This window comes from Corynebacterium sp. HMSC077D03, assembly GCF_001808545.1.
Lineage (GTDB): Bacteria > Actinomycetota > Actinomycetes > Mycobacteriales > Mycobacteriaceae > Corynebacterium > Corynebacterium simulans.
This window is the reverse complement of sequence record NZ_KV793686.1, coordinates 227,099-242,614: the sequence shown is the minus strand read 5'-3', so window position 1 is coordinate 242,614 and position 15,516 is coordinate 227,099. Positions and strand designations below refer to the sequence as shown.

Genomic DNA, 15,516 nt, shown 5'->3' with positions numbered 1-15,516 from the left:
ATTAACCAGGATGACTAAGCACGAACAAGGCTCGGGCAGACGGCGTCGCCGCCGCCGTCCGGAAAGACGCCCCCAGCGCAGCTCCGCCACGCACATGACCACGCGTGACGAGACTTCCGCAGGCGGACTTGTCGTGTCCGGACTCGCCGAAGCCGTCGATGGGGACCAGGTAGATCTGTCCCGTATCTATGTGGCGCTCATCGGGCGCCTCGACCGCCGCGGCCGCCTGCTGTGGTCCATGCCGAAGGGGCACGTGGAAAACGGCGAGGACAAAAACGTCACCGCTGAGCGTGAGGTCTGGGAAGAAACGGGTATTCACGGCAAGGTCTTCGCGGATCTTGGAATGATTGATTACTGGTTCGTCTCTGAGGGCGTGCGCATCCACAAGACGGTGCATCACCACCTGCTGCGCTTTGTCGACGGCGTCTTGAACGACGAGGACCCAGAAGTCACCGAGGTCTCCTGGATCCCGGTCTCGGAGCTCATCGAGCACCTGGCTTATGCCGATGAACGCAAGCTGGCGCGCATCGCGCACGATCTGCTGCCGGATCTGGCCCGAAAGGAAGCCGCCGCAGGAAAGGCGACCCCACGGTGAAGCGGCTGGCAGCACTGATCCTCGCGGGAGCATTGGCTGCCCCGATTCCTGCGCAGGCGCAGACCACGCAGACCACGTCGTCGGGCACGCTCGACTTCGACATGCTCACCGAGTCAACCGAAGACGGAGTCATGTCCGCGACCTTCCGGATCCATAATCCGACGGAAGAAGAGATCGAGGATCTGCAGATAACGAGTCGGCGCAGCGATGCCATTTCGACCACTGCGCAGGCCCAGGAAGAGCTGGCGGCGGGCACCTACCCGTACTACGGGGCGTCGACAAGCGCAGGCAGCATTGGCCCAGGGGATACCAAGGAAGTGACGATCAAAGCGCCGCTTTCTTTGGGGCAGGAGCCCACGCTCGCAATGACGGAGCCGGGCAATTACCCGCTGCTTTTCACGCTGACGGGTACCCAGGATGGGCAAGCCAATAGCTTTGCCGAGGAGCGCATGATCTTTGATTTCAATGCGCCGGTGGAAAATCGTCACGCCCTGACGCTGATCTACCCGATCACCGCGGACATAAACATCGTGCCTGGTGAGACCGGGGGAGAGTCCCTCATCTTGAGCGATGATCATCTGGCCGGGGAGCTGCGTGAGGGCGGGCGGCTGGATAAGTTGCTGGACTCCTACCTGGATCATGATTTAAAGGGTGCGGGCTGCGTGGCTTTGGATCCTGCGCTGGTGGATACGGTGAACCGCATGGCCGATGGTTATACGGTCAATTCCACGCGTCCTTCTATTGCGGAGCGCCCGAAGCGCCTGCGCGACTCTTGGTTTAGGGATAAATCCGAAGAGCGCGGCGAGAAGGGCAGCGGTTCCGCGGATGCGAAGGCGTGGATTGAGCGCCTCAAGCAGATCGATTGCACGATGGCGCTGCCGTGGGGCAACACCGATATCAATGCGGTAGCCCACATTAATAATCAGTTCTTGACTAATGAGGCGATCGACCGCCACTTCGATGATCTGCTGGGCAAGCCGACGTCGACGCTGCTGCTTCCCGACGCCGGGTATGTCACCCAGGAGTTTTCACGCCCGGCTCTGGTGGCCGATAACACCGGCTGGTCTGGTAAAGCTGCAACTTTCAACGCCTCGCTGGGAGCGCTTCTGGATCCGAAGGCGGGCTACGGCAACCCGTATCTGCGCCACGATGAGGCAGAGAACTCTGCGCTGGCTGAGGCGCTGAGCAGCGCGGCATCGCTAAGCATTGCGGCAAGTGAAGAAGATGTGGTGGCCAAGCTGCCCAATAACCTGAGCCCGGAAAAAGGCCAGAAGGTGCTCGAGACCGCGGCGCGGCTCATCGAGCATGACAAGGTGCAGCCGCGCCCAGTGACGCAGCTGCCGTTGGAGGAGACTGAACGCCCGTCGGGCTCGCCTTATGAGGATGAAAATGCCTACAGCGACACGGATATCGTGCGCGTGGAGCAGCAGGCGCGTTATACGGATGAGCTGACCAACATCATGGTCAACGACCCGGCGATTGCGATGACGCGCTATGAGTTTACGCTGCCGCTGCGCCGCGACCTGCTGTTGGCGCTGTCCCGGGACTTTGATTACCGCCTGTCCAAGCAATCTGAGATGCTGCGCACTCTGCGTTCTTCGGTGTCGCTGATCCCACCGGGCAACGTCTATACCCGCGTCTCGGATTCATCGCCGCTGCTCATCGTGGCGGAAAATGGACTGCCGCTGCCTGTCGACGCCTCGCTTATCTATGAGTCCGACGACGCCTCGCTCAACACTCCGTCGCGCGTGCGCATCCCAGCAAAGGGTTCCATTACGGTAACCATGACCGCAGATATGCCGGACGTCGACCGAACAGACATCAGCTTGTGGTTGGCCACGCCTAACCAGCAGACCATCTCCGAGCCGATAAATATCGCTGTTCAGACTCGTGCCGGTATCGTAAGCGTGTACGGAGTCGGCGCCATTGCCGCTCTTGCTCTCATTTTGACCCTGCTCTTTCGGCTGGGCCGTAGAAAAAGAAAAGTTCGAAAAAGAGATAGTTAGTTCCTTTTATGACTAATGAATATGGCTCCCGCCGTCGCATCGTGACGCCGACGCCACCGGCACCTGTGCCGGAGAAACGGATCGAACCCGTCCAGGTCGTTCCGGAAGAAGACAAGTCGACGCTGCGTGGCTCTCACCACGAGCAGGAGGCAGACTCCAATAGCTCGATTGTTCGCGCGACAGGCACCATGGCGATTGCCACGCTATTTTCGCGCATCACTGGCTTCCTGCGTCAGATGCTCATTGGCGCAACCCTCGGTGAAGTAGTCGGAACTGCCTTCGGTACGGCAAACCAGATCCCTAACCTCATTACTGAGATTGTCCTGGGCGCCGTGCTGACTTCTTTGGTGGTTCCAGTTTTGGTTCGAGCCGAAAAGGAAGACTCGGATAACGGCAGAACCTTCGTGAGAAGGCTGTTTACCCTGGCGATGTCGCTACTTGCGGTGGTGACGATTTTGTCGATCGTTTTCGCGCCACTGATTACCAGATTGATGGTCCCGGAAGACAGTAAAGTTAATGCCTTCCAGGCCACGTCGATGGCGTATCTGTTGCTTCCACAGATCCTCTTCTATGGTCTATTCGCGCTCTTCCAGGCGATCCTGAATACGAAGAATGTATTCGGGCCGGGCGCTTGGGCGCCGGTTATCAACAACGTCATTTCCATTACGGTGCTGTTGATGTACCGCTTGCTGCCGGGCGAGCTGGATCCGACGGCAGCTTCCCCCGTGACAGATAAGCACGTCATCTTGCTTGGCTTGGGCACCACGTTGGGCGTGGTAGTCCAGTGCCTCATCTTGGTTCCCTATCTGGTTAAGGCCAAGATCGATCTGCGCCCGAAGTGGGGAATCGATCATCGCATCAAGCAGTTCGGCGGAATGGCGTTGGCGATTATTGTCTACGTTGCCATTTCCCAGGCCGGCTACATTGTCACTTCCCAGGTGGCTTCCTACGCCGACCACGGCGCGATGTTGGTCTATCAGAACGCATGGCTAATGCTGCAGGTGCCTTATGGCGTCATCGGCGTCACGCTGCTGACCGCCATCATGCCGCGGCTTTCGCGCAACGCAGCGAACGGCGATGTCGAAGCCGTGGTGCGCGATCTCACGCTGGGTTCGAAGCTGACGCTTATCGCTCTTATTCCGATCGTCATCTTCATGACCGGCTTCGGTATTCCAATCGCCCGCGCGCTGTTCCAATACGGCGCTTATGGCGCATCGAGCGCAGAGCAGCTCGGCCTGACTATTAGCTTCTCCGCGTTCACGCTCATTCCTTATGCGCTCGTGCTGTTGCACCTGCGCGTCTTCTACGCCCGGGAGGAAACCTGGACGCCGACCTTCATCATCGCCGGCATTACGGCCACCAAGATTGCGCTGACCCTGCTTGCTCCGATGGTCGCTGACTCCACCGACCGCGTGGTCATCCTGCTGGGTACCGCGAACGGCTTCGGCTTCCTCTCCGGTGCGGTTATCGGCGGCTTCCTGCTTAAGCGCAAGCTGGGCAGCCTGGGCGGCCGCGAACTGCGCACCACCGTCATCTGGTCCACCCTGGCTGGTGGCATTGGCTTGCTCGCAGCAACCGCCCTCCACTGGTGCTTCAACCGCGTCTTGCCGGACAGCATTCCTTCCATCGTCTACTTGCTCGAAGTAGCGTTTCTGGGCGTTGTATTCGTGGTCGTGGCCGGCATCGTGCTTTCGCGTTCCGGCTTGCCAGAAGTCATCAACTTGGGCCGCCAGCTGCAGCGCATTCCGGGCATGTCGAAGATCATCAAGATCGAGCACGCCGAAGCCATCGAGATCGAAGAACCGGAGGTGCGAGAGATTCAGCCGGTCTACACGGCAGACGCATTCAACTCCTCGCCGGTTCCGCCACCGATGTCTGCTGGCATTGTCCGCGGCCCGAGCCTGGTGCCGGGCGCTCCGGTCTCTGATGGCCGCTTCCGCTTGTTGAAAGACTACGGCTCCGTCCCCGGTGCCCGCTTCTGGAAGGCCCGCGAACAGTCCTCTGGCAGGCTCGTCTCTCTGACTTTCGTGGACACCACTGGTGAGGCTCCGCTGGCACCGGCCACCCCGGCGGTAGCTGCCCGCCGCTCGGCTGAGATCTCCCGCAATACCCGCAAGCTCAGCGAGCTTCATCTTTCAGCGATTGCATCAAACATCAAGATCCTGTCCTATCGTCAGGGCTGCCTCGTAGTGGCTGACTGGATTGAGGGCACGCCGTTGAAGACGGTTGCAGAAGACCACAACCTGGATCCAAAGGCCGTCGCACGTGCTCTGGCTCCGCTGGTTGCTGATATCGCTACGGCCCACGAAAACGGCTTGGTGTTGGGTCTGGATAACCGCAGCCGCGTGCAGATCGGTACCGACGGCGTCGCAAAGCTGGCTTTCCCCGCTGTGCTGGAGCGCAACACAGAAGAAACCGACCTCGATGGAATCAACTCCACGATCACGTTGTTGACCGAGGCCGCGGGTTCCAGCGAGCTGCAAGAAATTGCCGATTCCGAAGACGGACTGGCCGAGCGCGCGCAGAAGCTTGAGGAGTTCGCCAAGGAGGACGCGGAGCTCGAAGGCGAGGGCGAAGCACCTGAGGTCCACAAGCTCGACGTTCCGGAAGAAAAGGTTGAACAACCAGAGGCCATCCCAGGCTTCGGCGGCCGCGGCTACTCGGGATCGGGCGCGATTGTGCTGGGCGTCTTTGCCACGGTCTTCGTGGTGTTGATGGCGGCGCTGACGGCGTGGATCATGTCCCTGGTGGGCGATGACTCGCCAGTGTCGAAGCCTTCGACTTCGGTAACGAGCTTCCCGAATACGCCGCCCGTGTTGCTGAAGGAAAAGGAAGCCTTCACGGTTCCGGATAATAAGCCGCAGAAGGCGCTCATTGATGGCAAGACAGCTGACCGCGTCAACGTGGAGGAAGGCGCGCTGGTCACCCTTGAGAAGAAAACGCAGTTGCACGTGCTGCAGCTGAGCCAGTACGGCGCCACGGGAAACAAGTTCACGATTTATGGCGTCGACATGGCCGACTTCGATCCGCAGGACCCGGAGGGCACCGAGCTGGCCGAAGGTAAGCTGAGCTCTTCCAAGCAGGACATCGAATTAGAGAAGGTCCAGGAGGGCTTCGACGGCGTGCTCATCATGTTTGACGGCAAGACGGCCGTCTCAGAGATGCAAGTCGTTGGATTGCCATAATTTTATTCACGATTCAATAGCGCCATCATGCCTGCTTAGGCATGGTGGCGTTTGTCTTTGAAAATAGTAGTTTTACTTAAACCGTTGACTATTTCAAGACGACAACTAGAATCAATGTTGTCACATCAACAAAAGCGAAACTTTTTAGGAGAACACCATGTTCGCAGGCACTTACGCAATCGACCCAGCACACTCCACCATCGGCTTCGTAGCTCGCCACGCAATGGTCACCAAGACCCGCGGCAAGTTCGACGAGTTTGAGGGCACCATCACCGTCGCTGAGAACATCGCCGATTCCAAGGCGGAGGCCACCATCAAGGCCGCTTCGATCAACACGGGCAACGAGGACCGCGACGCACACGTTAAGGGCGATGACTTCTTCAGCGCCGAGCAGTACCCAGAGCTGACCTTTAGCGCTACCTCCTTTGACGTTGACGAAACTGGCAACGGCACCGTTACCGGTGACCTCACCATCAAGGGCACCACCAAGCCGGTCACCCTGAACGTCGAGGCAGAGGGCCTGGCAGAGGATCCATTCGGCAACACCCGCTTCGGCTTCGAGGCAACCACCAAGATCAACCGCACCGACTTCGGCATCGACTTCAACGCACCGCTAAAGACCGGCGGCGTGCTGGTCTCCGAGGAAATCAAGATCGAGCTCGAGATCTCCGCCATCAAGCAGTAAGAAATTTGCGGCCAAATTTGGCCCGACTAGCAGCCATAAGCCCCATCACCGATAACGCGCCCAAAGTGCGGTCGATGTTGGGGTTTAGTCATGCGCCCACAATGCTCTCCCGCAAGGTTCTCCCACAAAGTTCCCCCACAAGGTCCTTGCACCCGCCAAGCCGAAACAATCAGACCAAGCAGATAAAAAACGGCATCGCGGGGCACAGCAATCCCTAAAATAAGCGACATGGCTAACACGACTTCCCGCAAAACCGCGAACCTCACACAGGCTGAAGCACAGGCCCGCAGTGCGGCGCTGCAGATTTCCGCTTATCACTTGCACCTTGATGTCAACAGCGCGCCTACCTCGGCGGAGACATTTGAGGTAACTTCCCGCATCACCTTTACTACTAACGCACCTGAGACCTTCGTGGACTACTTAGGCGAAAAGGTCCATTCCGTGCGGCTAAACGGCACGGAGGTGGAAAATACCTTTGATGGTGGGCGCATCTACCTGCGCGATCTTCCGGTAGGCGAGGAGATCAACGTGGAGATCGCGGGCTCCTCACGCTATTCGCGCACCGGACAGGGCCTGCACCGCATGCAGGATCAGGCCGATGGGAATACCTACCTTTACTCGCACCTTGAGCCTTCCGACGCCCGCCGCATCTTCCCATGCTTCGATCAGCCGGATCTCAAGGCGAATTTCACGGTAACGTTGAGCGGCCCAACAGGCTGGCAGCTGCTTTCGAACCAGCCGGAGGAAAACCGCAGCGAGTCCGGCGCTTCCGTGAGCGTCACCTTCGCATCCACTCCGCTGCTTTCTACCTACCTGACCTCTTTTGCCGCTGGGCCCTACGTGTCCAAGCAGCGCACCTGGAACGCGCCGGATGGCACCCTAAGCGCGCAGCTGCGCGCCTTCGCACGTGCGTCGATGGAACAGTACCTCGACGATGAGATCCTAGAAATCACTGCACAAGGCATGGATTTCTTCCACCAGGCGTACAAGTTCCCGTATCCGTGGGGCAAGTACGATTCCATCTTTGTGCCGGAGTACAACCTGGGTGCGATGGAGAACCCGGGCCTGGTGACCTTCACCGAGACCTACCTCTTCCGCTCCCAGGCCACCCGTGCCCAGCAAGCGGGTCGCACCAACACGATCCTGCACGAGATGTCGCACATGTGGTTCGGCGATCTCGTGACACCGAAGTGGTGGGATGATCTCTGGCTCAAAGAGTCATTCGCGGAATTCATGGGCGCGGATTCCTCCGTCGAGGCCACCGAGTACACCGAGGCGTGGGCGAACTTCGCAGGCCAGCGCAAGAACTGGGCTTACCTGCAGGATCAGCTGCCCACCACGCACCCCATCAAGGCCGATATCCCAGACGTGGATGCCGCGCGCCAGAACTTCGACGGCATCACCTATGCCAAGGGCGCTTCCGTACTCAAGCAATTGGTGCACTACGTCGGCCGTGAGAACTTCTATGCGGGCGCGCAGGACTACTTCCAGGCCCATGCTTTCGGCGCTGCGACCTTCGCTGATCTCCTGGATGCGCTGAAAAACCACACCGAGCGCGATCTCGACGCGTGGTCTGCAGCATGGCTCAAGACCTGGGGTCCAGATACCCTGACCCCGCAGCTGCACGTAGAAGGAGAAAAAATCACGGAGTTGGCCGTGCTCGCCGAGGCCGAGGATGAGACACGCCCGCACCGCCTCAACGCCGCGCTTTTCGACGCCGATCTCAACAAGTACGGGGTCCTCGACGTCGATGTCGCCGGCCCGCGCACGATTGTCGATGCCGCCTCTGGCCTGGCAGCGCCCGCATTGCTACTGCTTAACGATGGCGACCACACCTATGCCAAGGTGCGCTTCGACGAAACCTCACTTGCCACCATCCAAGACAAGCTCTCTGCGATTGAGGATGAGCTTTCCTGCGCCGTCATCTGGACCTCCCTGTGGAACCTCACGCGCGATGGCGAATGGCCGGCTCAAAACTACGTCGATACCGTACTGCGGCACGCAGTAGGGGAGTCGCCGTCACTGCTGGCCACGGCCCTGAACAATGCGCAGTATGCCGTTAGCCATTATCTGCCGGAATCACCCGACTTTGCCAACCACATTTGGCAGCTGCTGCAGGACGCAGAGAAAGGTACCGATACCCACCTGCTGCTCACGCGCGCGGCCATCGCGGCGCTCGGTGACAGCCCGGAGGACACCAACGAGCGCCTGCGTGCAGTGCTTGACGACGCCACGGATCCCGATATTCGCTGGGCCGCGCTGCGTGCACTCGCAGCCCGTGAGGCAGTGACGAAGGAGGAGCTGGAAGCAGAAAAGCAGCGCGATAACACGCTGACCGGTGCAGCGGCGTACCTCGGCGTATCCCGTTCCTTCCCAGGGCACAAGCGCGAGGTCTTTGATATGGTCCTGCAACCTGGCGCTTACTCGAATGCCGAGGTCGATTCCCTGCTGGCCGCTTTCAACGCGCCACGTTCGAAGCAGCTCACCGAGCCTTTCGCCGAAGAGTTCTTCACGGTCTTGGACAAGATCTGGCAGGAGCATCCGATCGAAATCGCCAACCGTCTCGTCCGTGGGCTCTACCCAGAGCTGCCTATGGCAGACGGCGCGACGGACGAGTTCCTGCGCATTGAGCGCCCACGTGCCCTGCGCCGCGTGCTACTCGAATGCCAGGATCACCTACGCCGCACGCTGCGGGTCAAAAGTGGTCAATAGGAAAGACACAGTTCGCTAGCGCGACTAGATTCCCCTCGGTTAAAACAGGTTCACATACTTGTTGATCCGGGGGGAATCTACATGTCTGAACGCAGTGATCATGAATTGGTTGAGGCTTTCATCGAGGGGGATAACAAAGCCTTTTCCGTCATAGTAGAAAGGCACCGCGCCCGCCTTACAACTGTGGCGCGCCGTTATACGCACAACGACACCGATGCGCAGGACGTCGTCCAGGAAGCCCTGCTTCGCGCCAGCTGCAATCTGCACAAGTACCGGCGCAAGTCAGCGCTTTCTACGTGGCTGCATCGGCTGGTCATGAATTGTGGTTATGACTACGTTAAGCATCGCTCCAACCAGCAAAATTCTTCTCTCGATGTGGACTTCATCGATGATGACCGCAACCACCTGCTTGCGCATAACCCGAACGAGTTCTTGGATGACAAACTGGCAGTCCGCGAAGCCCTAGAGCTGCTGCGCCAAGACCAACGCGACGCCCTGTATTGGACCGACATTGAAGGCTATGGCATCGCCGAAGTCGCCGCAGCACAGGGAGTAGCGCCAGGTACTATCAAATCCCGTAGAGCCCGCGCACGAAGCGTATTACGCAAGGCCATGGCCTAAATAAGGAAATAAGCTTGCGATATTTAGCGTTGCAGGACAGGTCACGTTTAAGCATCAACCCCGTTTCTGATACCCGAATTTAACCATGGCACAGGTAGGATTTGTGGGGTTGATCCAGCAAAACATTGCAAGGGAGTTTTTAATGACCGTCCACGATGTCGCCATCGTAGGCTCCGGCCCTGCCGGTTACACCGCGGCGCTTTACGCCGCACGCGCTGAACTGAAGCCGATCGTCTTCGAAGGCTTCGAGTACGGCGGCGAACTCATGAACACCACCGAGGTGGAGAACTACCCAGGCTTCCAGAAGGGCATCATGGGCCCAGAGCTCATGGAAGAAATGCGTTCCCAGGCCATCCGCTTCGGCGCGGACCTGCGCATGGAAGTTGTTGACTCTGTCGAGCTGGCAGGGGATATCAAGAAGCTGCACGTTGGAGACGAGGTCTTCGAAGCTCGAACCGTCATTCTTGCCACCGGCGCAGCACCGCGTTACCTGGGCATCCCGGGTGAGGCCGAGCTGGCTGGCCGCGGCGTTTCTGCCTGCGCTACCTGTGACGGCTTCTTCTTCAAGGGCCACAACATCGCCGTCGTTGGCGGTGGTGACTCTGCAATGGAAGAGGCAACCTTCCTCACCAAGTTCGCAGAGACCGTAACCATCATTCACCGCTCCGAGAACTTCCGAGCTTCCAAGATCATGCTGGAGCGTGCAAAGGCCAATCCACAGATCAAGTGGGCTACCAACAAGACCGTAGAGCGCGTTCTCGAGGGTGAGGGCAAGGTTGCCGGCCTGGAGATCAAGGACGCCATCACCGGTGAGGTCTCCACACTGGACGTCACCGCGATGTTCGTTGCCATCGGCCACGATCCACGCTCCGCCTTCCTGGAAGGCCAGGTTGAGCTCAACGAGGGCGGCTACGTCGTCGTTGAGCAGCCTTCCACCAAGACCAACCTGCCGGGCGTCTTCGCCTGCGGCGACTTGGTTGATGACCATTACCAGCAGGCTATTACCGCGGCAGGCTCCGGCTGCCGCGCAGCAATCGATGCGGAACACTTCCTCGCAGAAAGCGTTTAATAATCATGAGCAACGTAAAAAGCGTAACCACGGATACCTTCCGTACTGACGTCGTTGAGGCTTCGGCATCCAAGCCTGTCGTCGTGGACTTCTGGGCTGAATGGTGTGGTCCATGCAAGAAGCTTTCCCCAATTTTGGATGAGGTCGCCAGCGAGTTGGGCGAGGATGTTTCCGTCGTAAAGGTTAATGTCGACGAGGAGCGCACTCTGGGCGGCATGTTCCAGATCATGTCGATTCCTTCTGTGCTGATTTTCCGCAACGGCGAGAAGGTCGACGAATTTGTCGGCCTGCGTTCCAAGCCGGACATCGTGGCACAAATTCAAAAGCAGCTCTAACTGGTAGCCTTATTCACATGCGTCACAGGGCGCACAGTTTTAACACGAGAAAAGGGGTAGGTGTGAATCGCGTTTTGCAGGTCGGTGACCAAAGTGTCCGCGTCGCCGAAGCACGTGCAACCCTCGCCCGTCTCGGCCTCATGAAGGATTACCGGGGCGCACTGTCCGATTGGAAGCAACAAAAGTATTCCGAGACGGAAAAAGTATTCGACGCCGAACTCTCTGAGGTCATCAAGGCCTTTCAGCAGTCCCGCGGCATTGTGCCCACCGGCGTAATCGATGACCTTACCCTTCGTGAGCTGCGCCAGGCTTCTTATAGCTTGGGCGCGCGCGTACTCACGTACGAGCCGGGCAACGTTTTAGTTGGCGACGATGTCGCACAACTTCAGCAGCAACTTCAAGAACTCGGTTTCTACCAGAACCGAGTAGATGGCCACTTCGGTCCCGATACTCACGCCGCACTCATGGAATACCAGCTCAACAGCGGTCTCCAGAAAGACGGTGTGTGTGGTCCGACCACGATCAACGCTCTTAATCTGCTGGGCCGCCGCATCACCGGCGGTTCCGCACACAACATCCAAGAGCGCGAGCGTGTCCGCAACGCCGGCCCACAGCTTGCAGGCAAGCGCGTCGTCATCGACCCTGCCTTAGGCGGTGCCGAGAAGGGCATCAAGGTCAAGGGCCGCTTTGGTGACGTCACCGAAGAAGAGCTTCTGTGGGACTTGGCAGAGCGCGTGGCCGGACGCATGATTGCAGCGGGCATGGAAACCATCATCTCGCGTCCACGTACCGATAATCCTTCTGTCAAGGACCGTGCGGATCTGGCAAACGCCTTCGACGCCGATCTGGTTATTTCTTTGGCTTGTGACCGCTATCCAAACGAGAAGGCCAATGGCATTGCCACCTTCTACTTTGGTTCAGAGATCGGCAGCTCCTCGCTCATTGGTGAAACTCTTTCTGGTTTCATCCAGCGCGAGATCGTGGCTCGCACGCCACTGCAAAACTGCTGGAACCACGGCCGCACCTGGGATCTTTTGCGCCTGACGCAGATGCCAGTTGTCCAGGTTGTCTTGGGCTATCTCACCAACCCTGGTGACGTAGAAGTGCTTACTACGCCAGCCAAGCGCGATGATATTGCAGAAGCAATCGTGGTTTCTGTAAAGCGCCTCTACCTGCTCGATGATGACGATGCTGTCACCGGCACCTATAAGTTCTCGGAGTTGCTGCGCGCCGAGGAGGCTTAAGCCAAAGCTTTTGCTAGCAGATCTTCTACCGCAGCGGCCGAGAGCAGGTCGAAGGCTGGTGGGAGATCCAGGCGCAGCCGTGGAGTAACGGGGTGGTCTTGGACCACCATAAAACCCGCCGATTCTAAGGTTTCTACTGACAGAAGCCCGATGAAGGCGGGTTTTTCGCGTAATAGGAACTCTGCCTCTTTTGCGTCGCGGTAGCCAAAAGCTTCTACCGCGCTGAACTCACGCGAGGAAAGGTTCATAATCGCGGCGTCGAGAAGCACCGCTTCCAAGCCACGTGCCGCGCGATGGGATTTCACAAACAATGAGGACAGCAAAGCTGCGTCCTGGCTCACGGGTGCGGTAGGCAGCTTGGACGCCCCAGGCGCATAATCAGCGGGGCAGAAGAAGACCGTAGCCTCGTTGCCCACCGTTAGGCCACAGTCGCCGGCGCTTAGGAGCACAGCGGAAATCCACGCCTCTTTCTCGAAGGCGGGATCAGTTACCTCAGTATCAAGCTCCCAAAAGATGGAACGAGCCGCCAAGGGGTTGATTTCCACCCCTTCCTTGACTGACTCGACGAGCATTACTTGCCCTCGATGAGACCAAGGATGCGCTCGAAATCTTCCTGATCGCCAAATTCGACGACCATCTTGCCCTTGCGCTTGCCCATGGTGACGGTGACCTTGGTGTCGAAGCGGTCAGACAGGCGCTCTGCGGAATCGGTGAAGTACTGTGGCTGCGGGGCAGCAGGCTTCTTCTCCTGTGGCTTATCGCCCCTCTTGTACAGCGTAACCGCTTCCTCGGTGGCACGGACGGACAGGCCTTCTGCGATAATGCGGTTGGCGATGAGCTCCATGGCCTCAGCATCGGGCAGGCCCAGCAGGGCACGCGCATGGCCGCCGGATAAGGTGCCAGCAGCGACGCGCTTTTGCACGTTCACCGGGAGCTTGAGCAGGCGAATCATGTTGGTCACCTGCGGGCGGGAACGGCCGAGGCGATCAGCCAGCTCGTTCTGGGTGACGCCGAATTCCTCCAGCAACTGCTGGTAGGCGTGTGCCTCTTCCAATGGATTAAGCTGCACGCGGTGAATGTTTTCCAGCAAGGCATCGCGCAGGAGGTTGTCATCCTTGGTATCGCGGACGATGGCCGGAATGGTGGCAAGTCCCGCCTTGGAGGAAGCACGCCAACGACGCTCACCCATGATGAGCTCAAAGCCGCCCTCATCTGCCGGGCGCACGACGACCGGCTGGAGCAGACCGAACTCCTTGATGGAATGAACGAGTTCTGCGAGGCCTTCTTCGTCGAAGACGGTACGCGGCTGCTTTGGGTTAGGAATGATGTCACCGACCGCGATCTCGCGGTAGGTAGCGCCGATCACGGAAGGCTTTGCCTGACGCTTCTTATTAGCGCCCTGTGGAATGGTTGGCGCGCCCTTCACGCGGGGCTTATCACCAGTTGGACCGCCGGTAGCAGCGCCAAGGATGATATCTGCTGCATCGTTACCAAGGCGCGGCTTGCGGGATGGGGCATCGGGGCCAGAAGGGATAAGTGCTGCAAGACCCTTGCCGAGGCCACCTTGCTTTTGTTCCGTCATGCTAAAACTTATCCTTCCAATTCAGCGAAAATCTCTGGGCTAACGCCGATGGCGCCAGTGGTGGGGTGCGGGCGGTAGTCACCGCGCGAATCGAGCTCGCGGGCCGCCGCCGAATAAGCCCTAGCACCGGTGGAAGAAGGATCATAGGAGATAACAGTCTTGCCGTAACCCGGCGCCTCAGACACGCGCACCGAACGCGGAATTACATTACCAAGAACTACGGCGCCGAATTGTTCGCGCACTTCATGGGCAACTTGCTCTGCCAATTTGGTGCGGGCGTCATGCATGGTGAGCAAAACGGCGGAAATATGTAGTTCCTCGTTGAGGTGCTCACGAATCATGGAGATGTTGCCAAGCAGCTGACCCACGCCCTCCAGTGCGTAGTACTCGCACTGGATAGGAATGATGACCTCTTCGGCACAGGTCATGGCATTGATGGTCAAAAGGCCCAGCGAAGGCGGGCAATCAATGAAGACGTACTCGAAGCCGTGCTCTTCAAGGAAGCCGTTATGGAGTGCGTCATAAAGGCGGAACTCACGGCGTACCAGCGAGACCATTTCGATCTCCGCGCCAGCCAGATCAATGGTGGCGGGAATACAGAAGAGATTGGCGCTAGAAGGAGACGGCTGCATTGCTTGCTCCGCAGTGCGGTCTCCCAGCAAGACCTCGTAGCTCGAATCAGTGCCCGAGGTATGGGCAGCGCCCACCGCAGTTGAGGCATTGCCCTGCGGGTCCAGGTCGATCACCAACACTTTTTTGCCGGCCTCAGCGAGCGCCGCGGCTAGATTGACAGCCGACGTGGTCTTGCCGACGCCGCCTTTCTGGTTCGCGATGGTGATAAGACGTGGATTAGTCATGCCGTCTACTTTAGTTCACGCGGGGGACACGGATGATAGTCGTGCCCTTGATGGTGGTGACCTCGGCTTTACCTGCGCCAGCACGCTTTAGCTCAGCTGCGTCGCGCTCCAGCTCCTCATGCACGGACTCGCCCTTCAAAGCGATCATCTCGCCGCCCACCTTGACCAATGGCAGCGACCACTTGGCAAGCTTGCCCAAAGGCGCGACGGCGCGAGAGGTCACGATGTCTGCACCCTTCACGGCCTTTTTCACGGGGCCTTCTTCGGCGCGGCCGCGGATGACGGTGACGTTATCTAGGCCCAGCAGCTCCTTGACCTCAGACAGGTAATTAGAGCGCTTGAGGAGCGGCTCGATCAGGGTGATATCAAGATCTGGGCGCGCAATGGCCAGCGGGATGCCTGGGAGGCCTGCGCCACTGCCGACGTCGATTACACGGGCGCCTTCCGGCATGACATCGCCGATCACGGCACAGTTGAGAAGATGGCGCTCCCACAGGCGCGGGACTTCGCGCGGGCCTATAAAACCACGAATGGACCCGTCTGTAGCGAGCGAATCGTGGTAAGCCTGCGCGAGTGGCAGGCGGGAGCCAAATACTTCAGACGGGTCCAAATCGGACACTAGAAA

13 protein-coding genes are annotated in these 15,516 nt (G+C 58.8%); 9 read left to right on the top strand and 4 right to left on the bottom strand.

The features are described from left to right. Nucleotides 1-10 precede the first annotated feature (10 nt). The 9 genes from HMPREF2888_RS05000 to HMPREF2888_RS04960 all read left to right on the top strand — a co-directional run bounded on the left by HMPREF2888_RS05000 (nucleotide 11) and on the right by HMPREF2888_RS04960 (nucleotide 12,452). Nucleotides 11-595: an NUDIX hydrolase gene (locus HMPREF2888_RS05000; protein ID WP_061925480.1), complete on the top strand. Its 585-nt coding sequence runs from the start codon at nucleotides 11-13 to the stop codon at nucleotides 593-595. Then, nucleotides 592-2,601 carry a DUF6049 family protein gene (locus HMPREF2888_RS04995; protein WP_070518419.1) on the top strand — a complete coding sequence of 670 codons (2,010 nt, stop codon included), beginning with the start codon at nucleotides 592-594 and terminating at the stop codon, nucleotides 2,599-2,601. Before HMPREF2888_RS05000 ends, HMPREF2888_RS04995 begins: the two co-directional genes overlap by 4 nt. An 8-nt stretch (nucleotides 2,602-2,609) precedes the next feature. Then, nucleotides 2,610-5,786, top strand: a complete 3,177-nt coding sequence (murJ, locus tag HMPREF2888_RS04990; protein WP_070518417.1) for a murein biosynthesis integral membrane protein MurJ — start codon at nucleotides 2,610-2,612, stop codon at nucleotides 5,784-5,786. 157 nt (nucleotides 5,787-5,943) lie between these two features. Then, nucleotides 5,944-6,471: a YceI family protein gene (locus HMPREF2888_RS04985; protein WP_070518416.1), complete on the top strand. Its 528-nt coding sequence runs from the start codon at nucleotides 5,944-5,946 to the stop codon at nucleotides 6,469-6,471. Nucleotides 6,472-6,699: 228 nt separating this feature from the next. Further along, nucleotides 6,700-9,183: an aminopeptidase N gene (gene pepN, locus HMPREF2888_RS04980; protein WP_070518414.1), complete on the top strand. Its 2,484-nt coding sequence runs from the start codon at nucleotides 6,700-6,702 to the stop codon at nucleotides 9,181-9,183. An 81-nt stretch (nucleotides 9,184-9,264) separates the two neighbouring features. Continuing rightward, a complete protein-coding gene (locus HMPREF2888_RS04975; RefSeq protein ID WP_062036523.1) occupies nucleotides 9,265-9,804 on the top strand; it encodes a sigma-70 family RNA polymerase sigma factor in 540 nt (179 codons plus the stop codon). A gap of 142 nt (nucleotides 9,805-9,946) precedes the next feature. After that, nucleotides 9,947-10,873 carry a thioredoxin-disulfide reductase gene (gene trxB, locus HMPREF2888_RS04970; RefSeq protein WP_061925499.1) on the top strand — a complete coding sequence of 309 codons (927 nt, stop codon included), beginning with the start codon at nucleotides 9,947-9,949 and terminating at the stop codon, nucleotides 10,871-10,873. A gap of 5 nt (nucleotides 10,874-10,878) precedes the next feature. Further along, nucleotides 10,879-11,208, top strand: a complete 330-nt coding sequence (trxA, locus tag HMPREF2888_RS04965; protein WP_062036519.1) for a thioredoxin — start codon at nucleotides 10,879-10,881, stop codon at nucleotides 11,206-11,208. Nucleotides 11,209-11,270: 62 nt separating this feature from the next. After that, on the top strand, nucleotides 11,271-12,452 hold the full coding sequence (locus HMPREF2888_RS04960; protein WP_070518412.1) for an N-acetylmuramoyl-L-alanine amidase: 1,182 nt from the start codon (nucleotides 11,271-11,273) through the stop codon (nucleotides 12,450-12,452). On the opposite strand, the gene HMPREF2888_RS04955 is transcribed toward HMPREF2888_RS04960, so the two are convergent. Genes HMPREF2888_RS04955 through rsmG form a run of 4 tightly spaced genes read right to left on the bottom strand, consistent with a single transcriptional unit; the run spans nucleotide 12,449 to nucleotide 15,510 of the window. Then, entirely contained in the window at nucleotides 12,449-13,024 is a 576-nt protein-coding gene (locus tag HMPREF2888_RS04955) for a hypothetical protein (RefSeq protein ID WP_061925507.1), read from the bottom strand. The two genes, HMPREF2888_RS04960 and HMPREF2888_RS04955, sit on opposite strands and share 4 nt — an antisense overlap. After that, complete coding sequence (locus tag HMPREF2888_RS04950) at nucleotides 13,024-14,034, bottom strand: ParB/RepB/Spo0J family partition protein (RefSeq protein ID WP_061925510.1); 1,011 nt, start codon at nucleotides 14,032-14,034, stop codon at nucleotides 13,024-13,026. The genes HMPREF2888_RS04955 and HMPREF2888_RS04950 overlap by 1 nt, the downstream gene beginning before the upstream one ends. A gap of 8 nt (nucleotides 14,035-14,042) precedes the next feature. Then, on the bottom strand, nucleotides 14,043-14,891 hold the full coding sequence (locus HMPREF2888_RS04945; protein WP_070518411.1) for a ParA family protein: 849 nt from the start codon (nucleotides 14,889-14,891) through the stop codon (nucleotides 14,043-14,045). Between the two features lie 10 nt (nucleotides 14,892-14,901). Then, a complete protein-coding gene (rsmG, locus tag HMPREF2888_RS04940) occupies nucleotides 14,902-15,510 on the bottom strand; it encodes a 16S rRNA (guanine(527)-N(7))-methyltransferase RsmG (RefSeq protein ID WP_061925517.1) in 609 nt (202 codons plus the stop codon). Nucleotides 15,511-15,516: the final 6 nt, after the last annotated feature.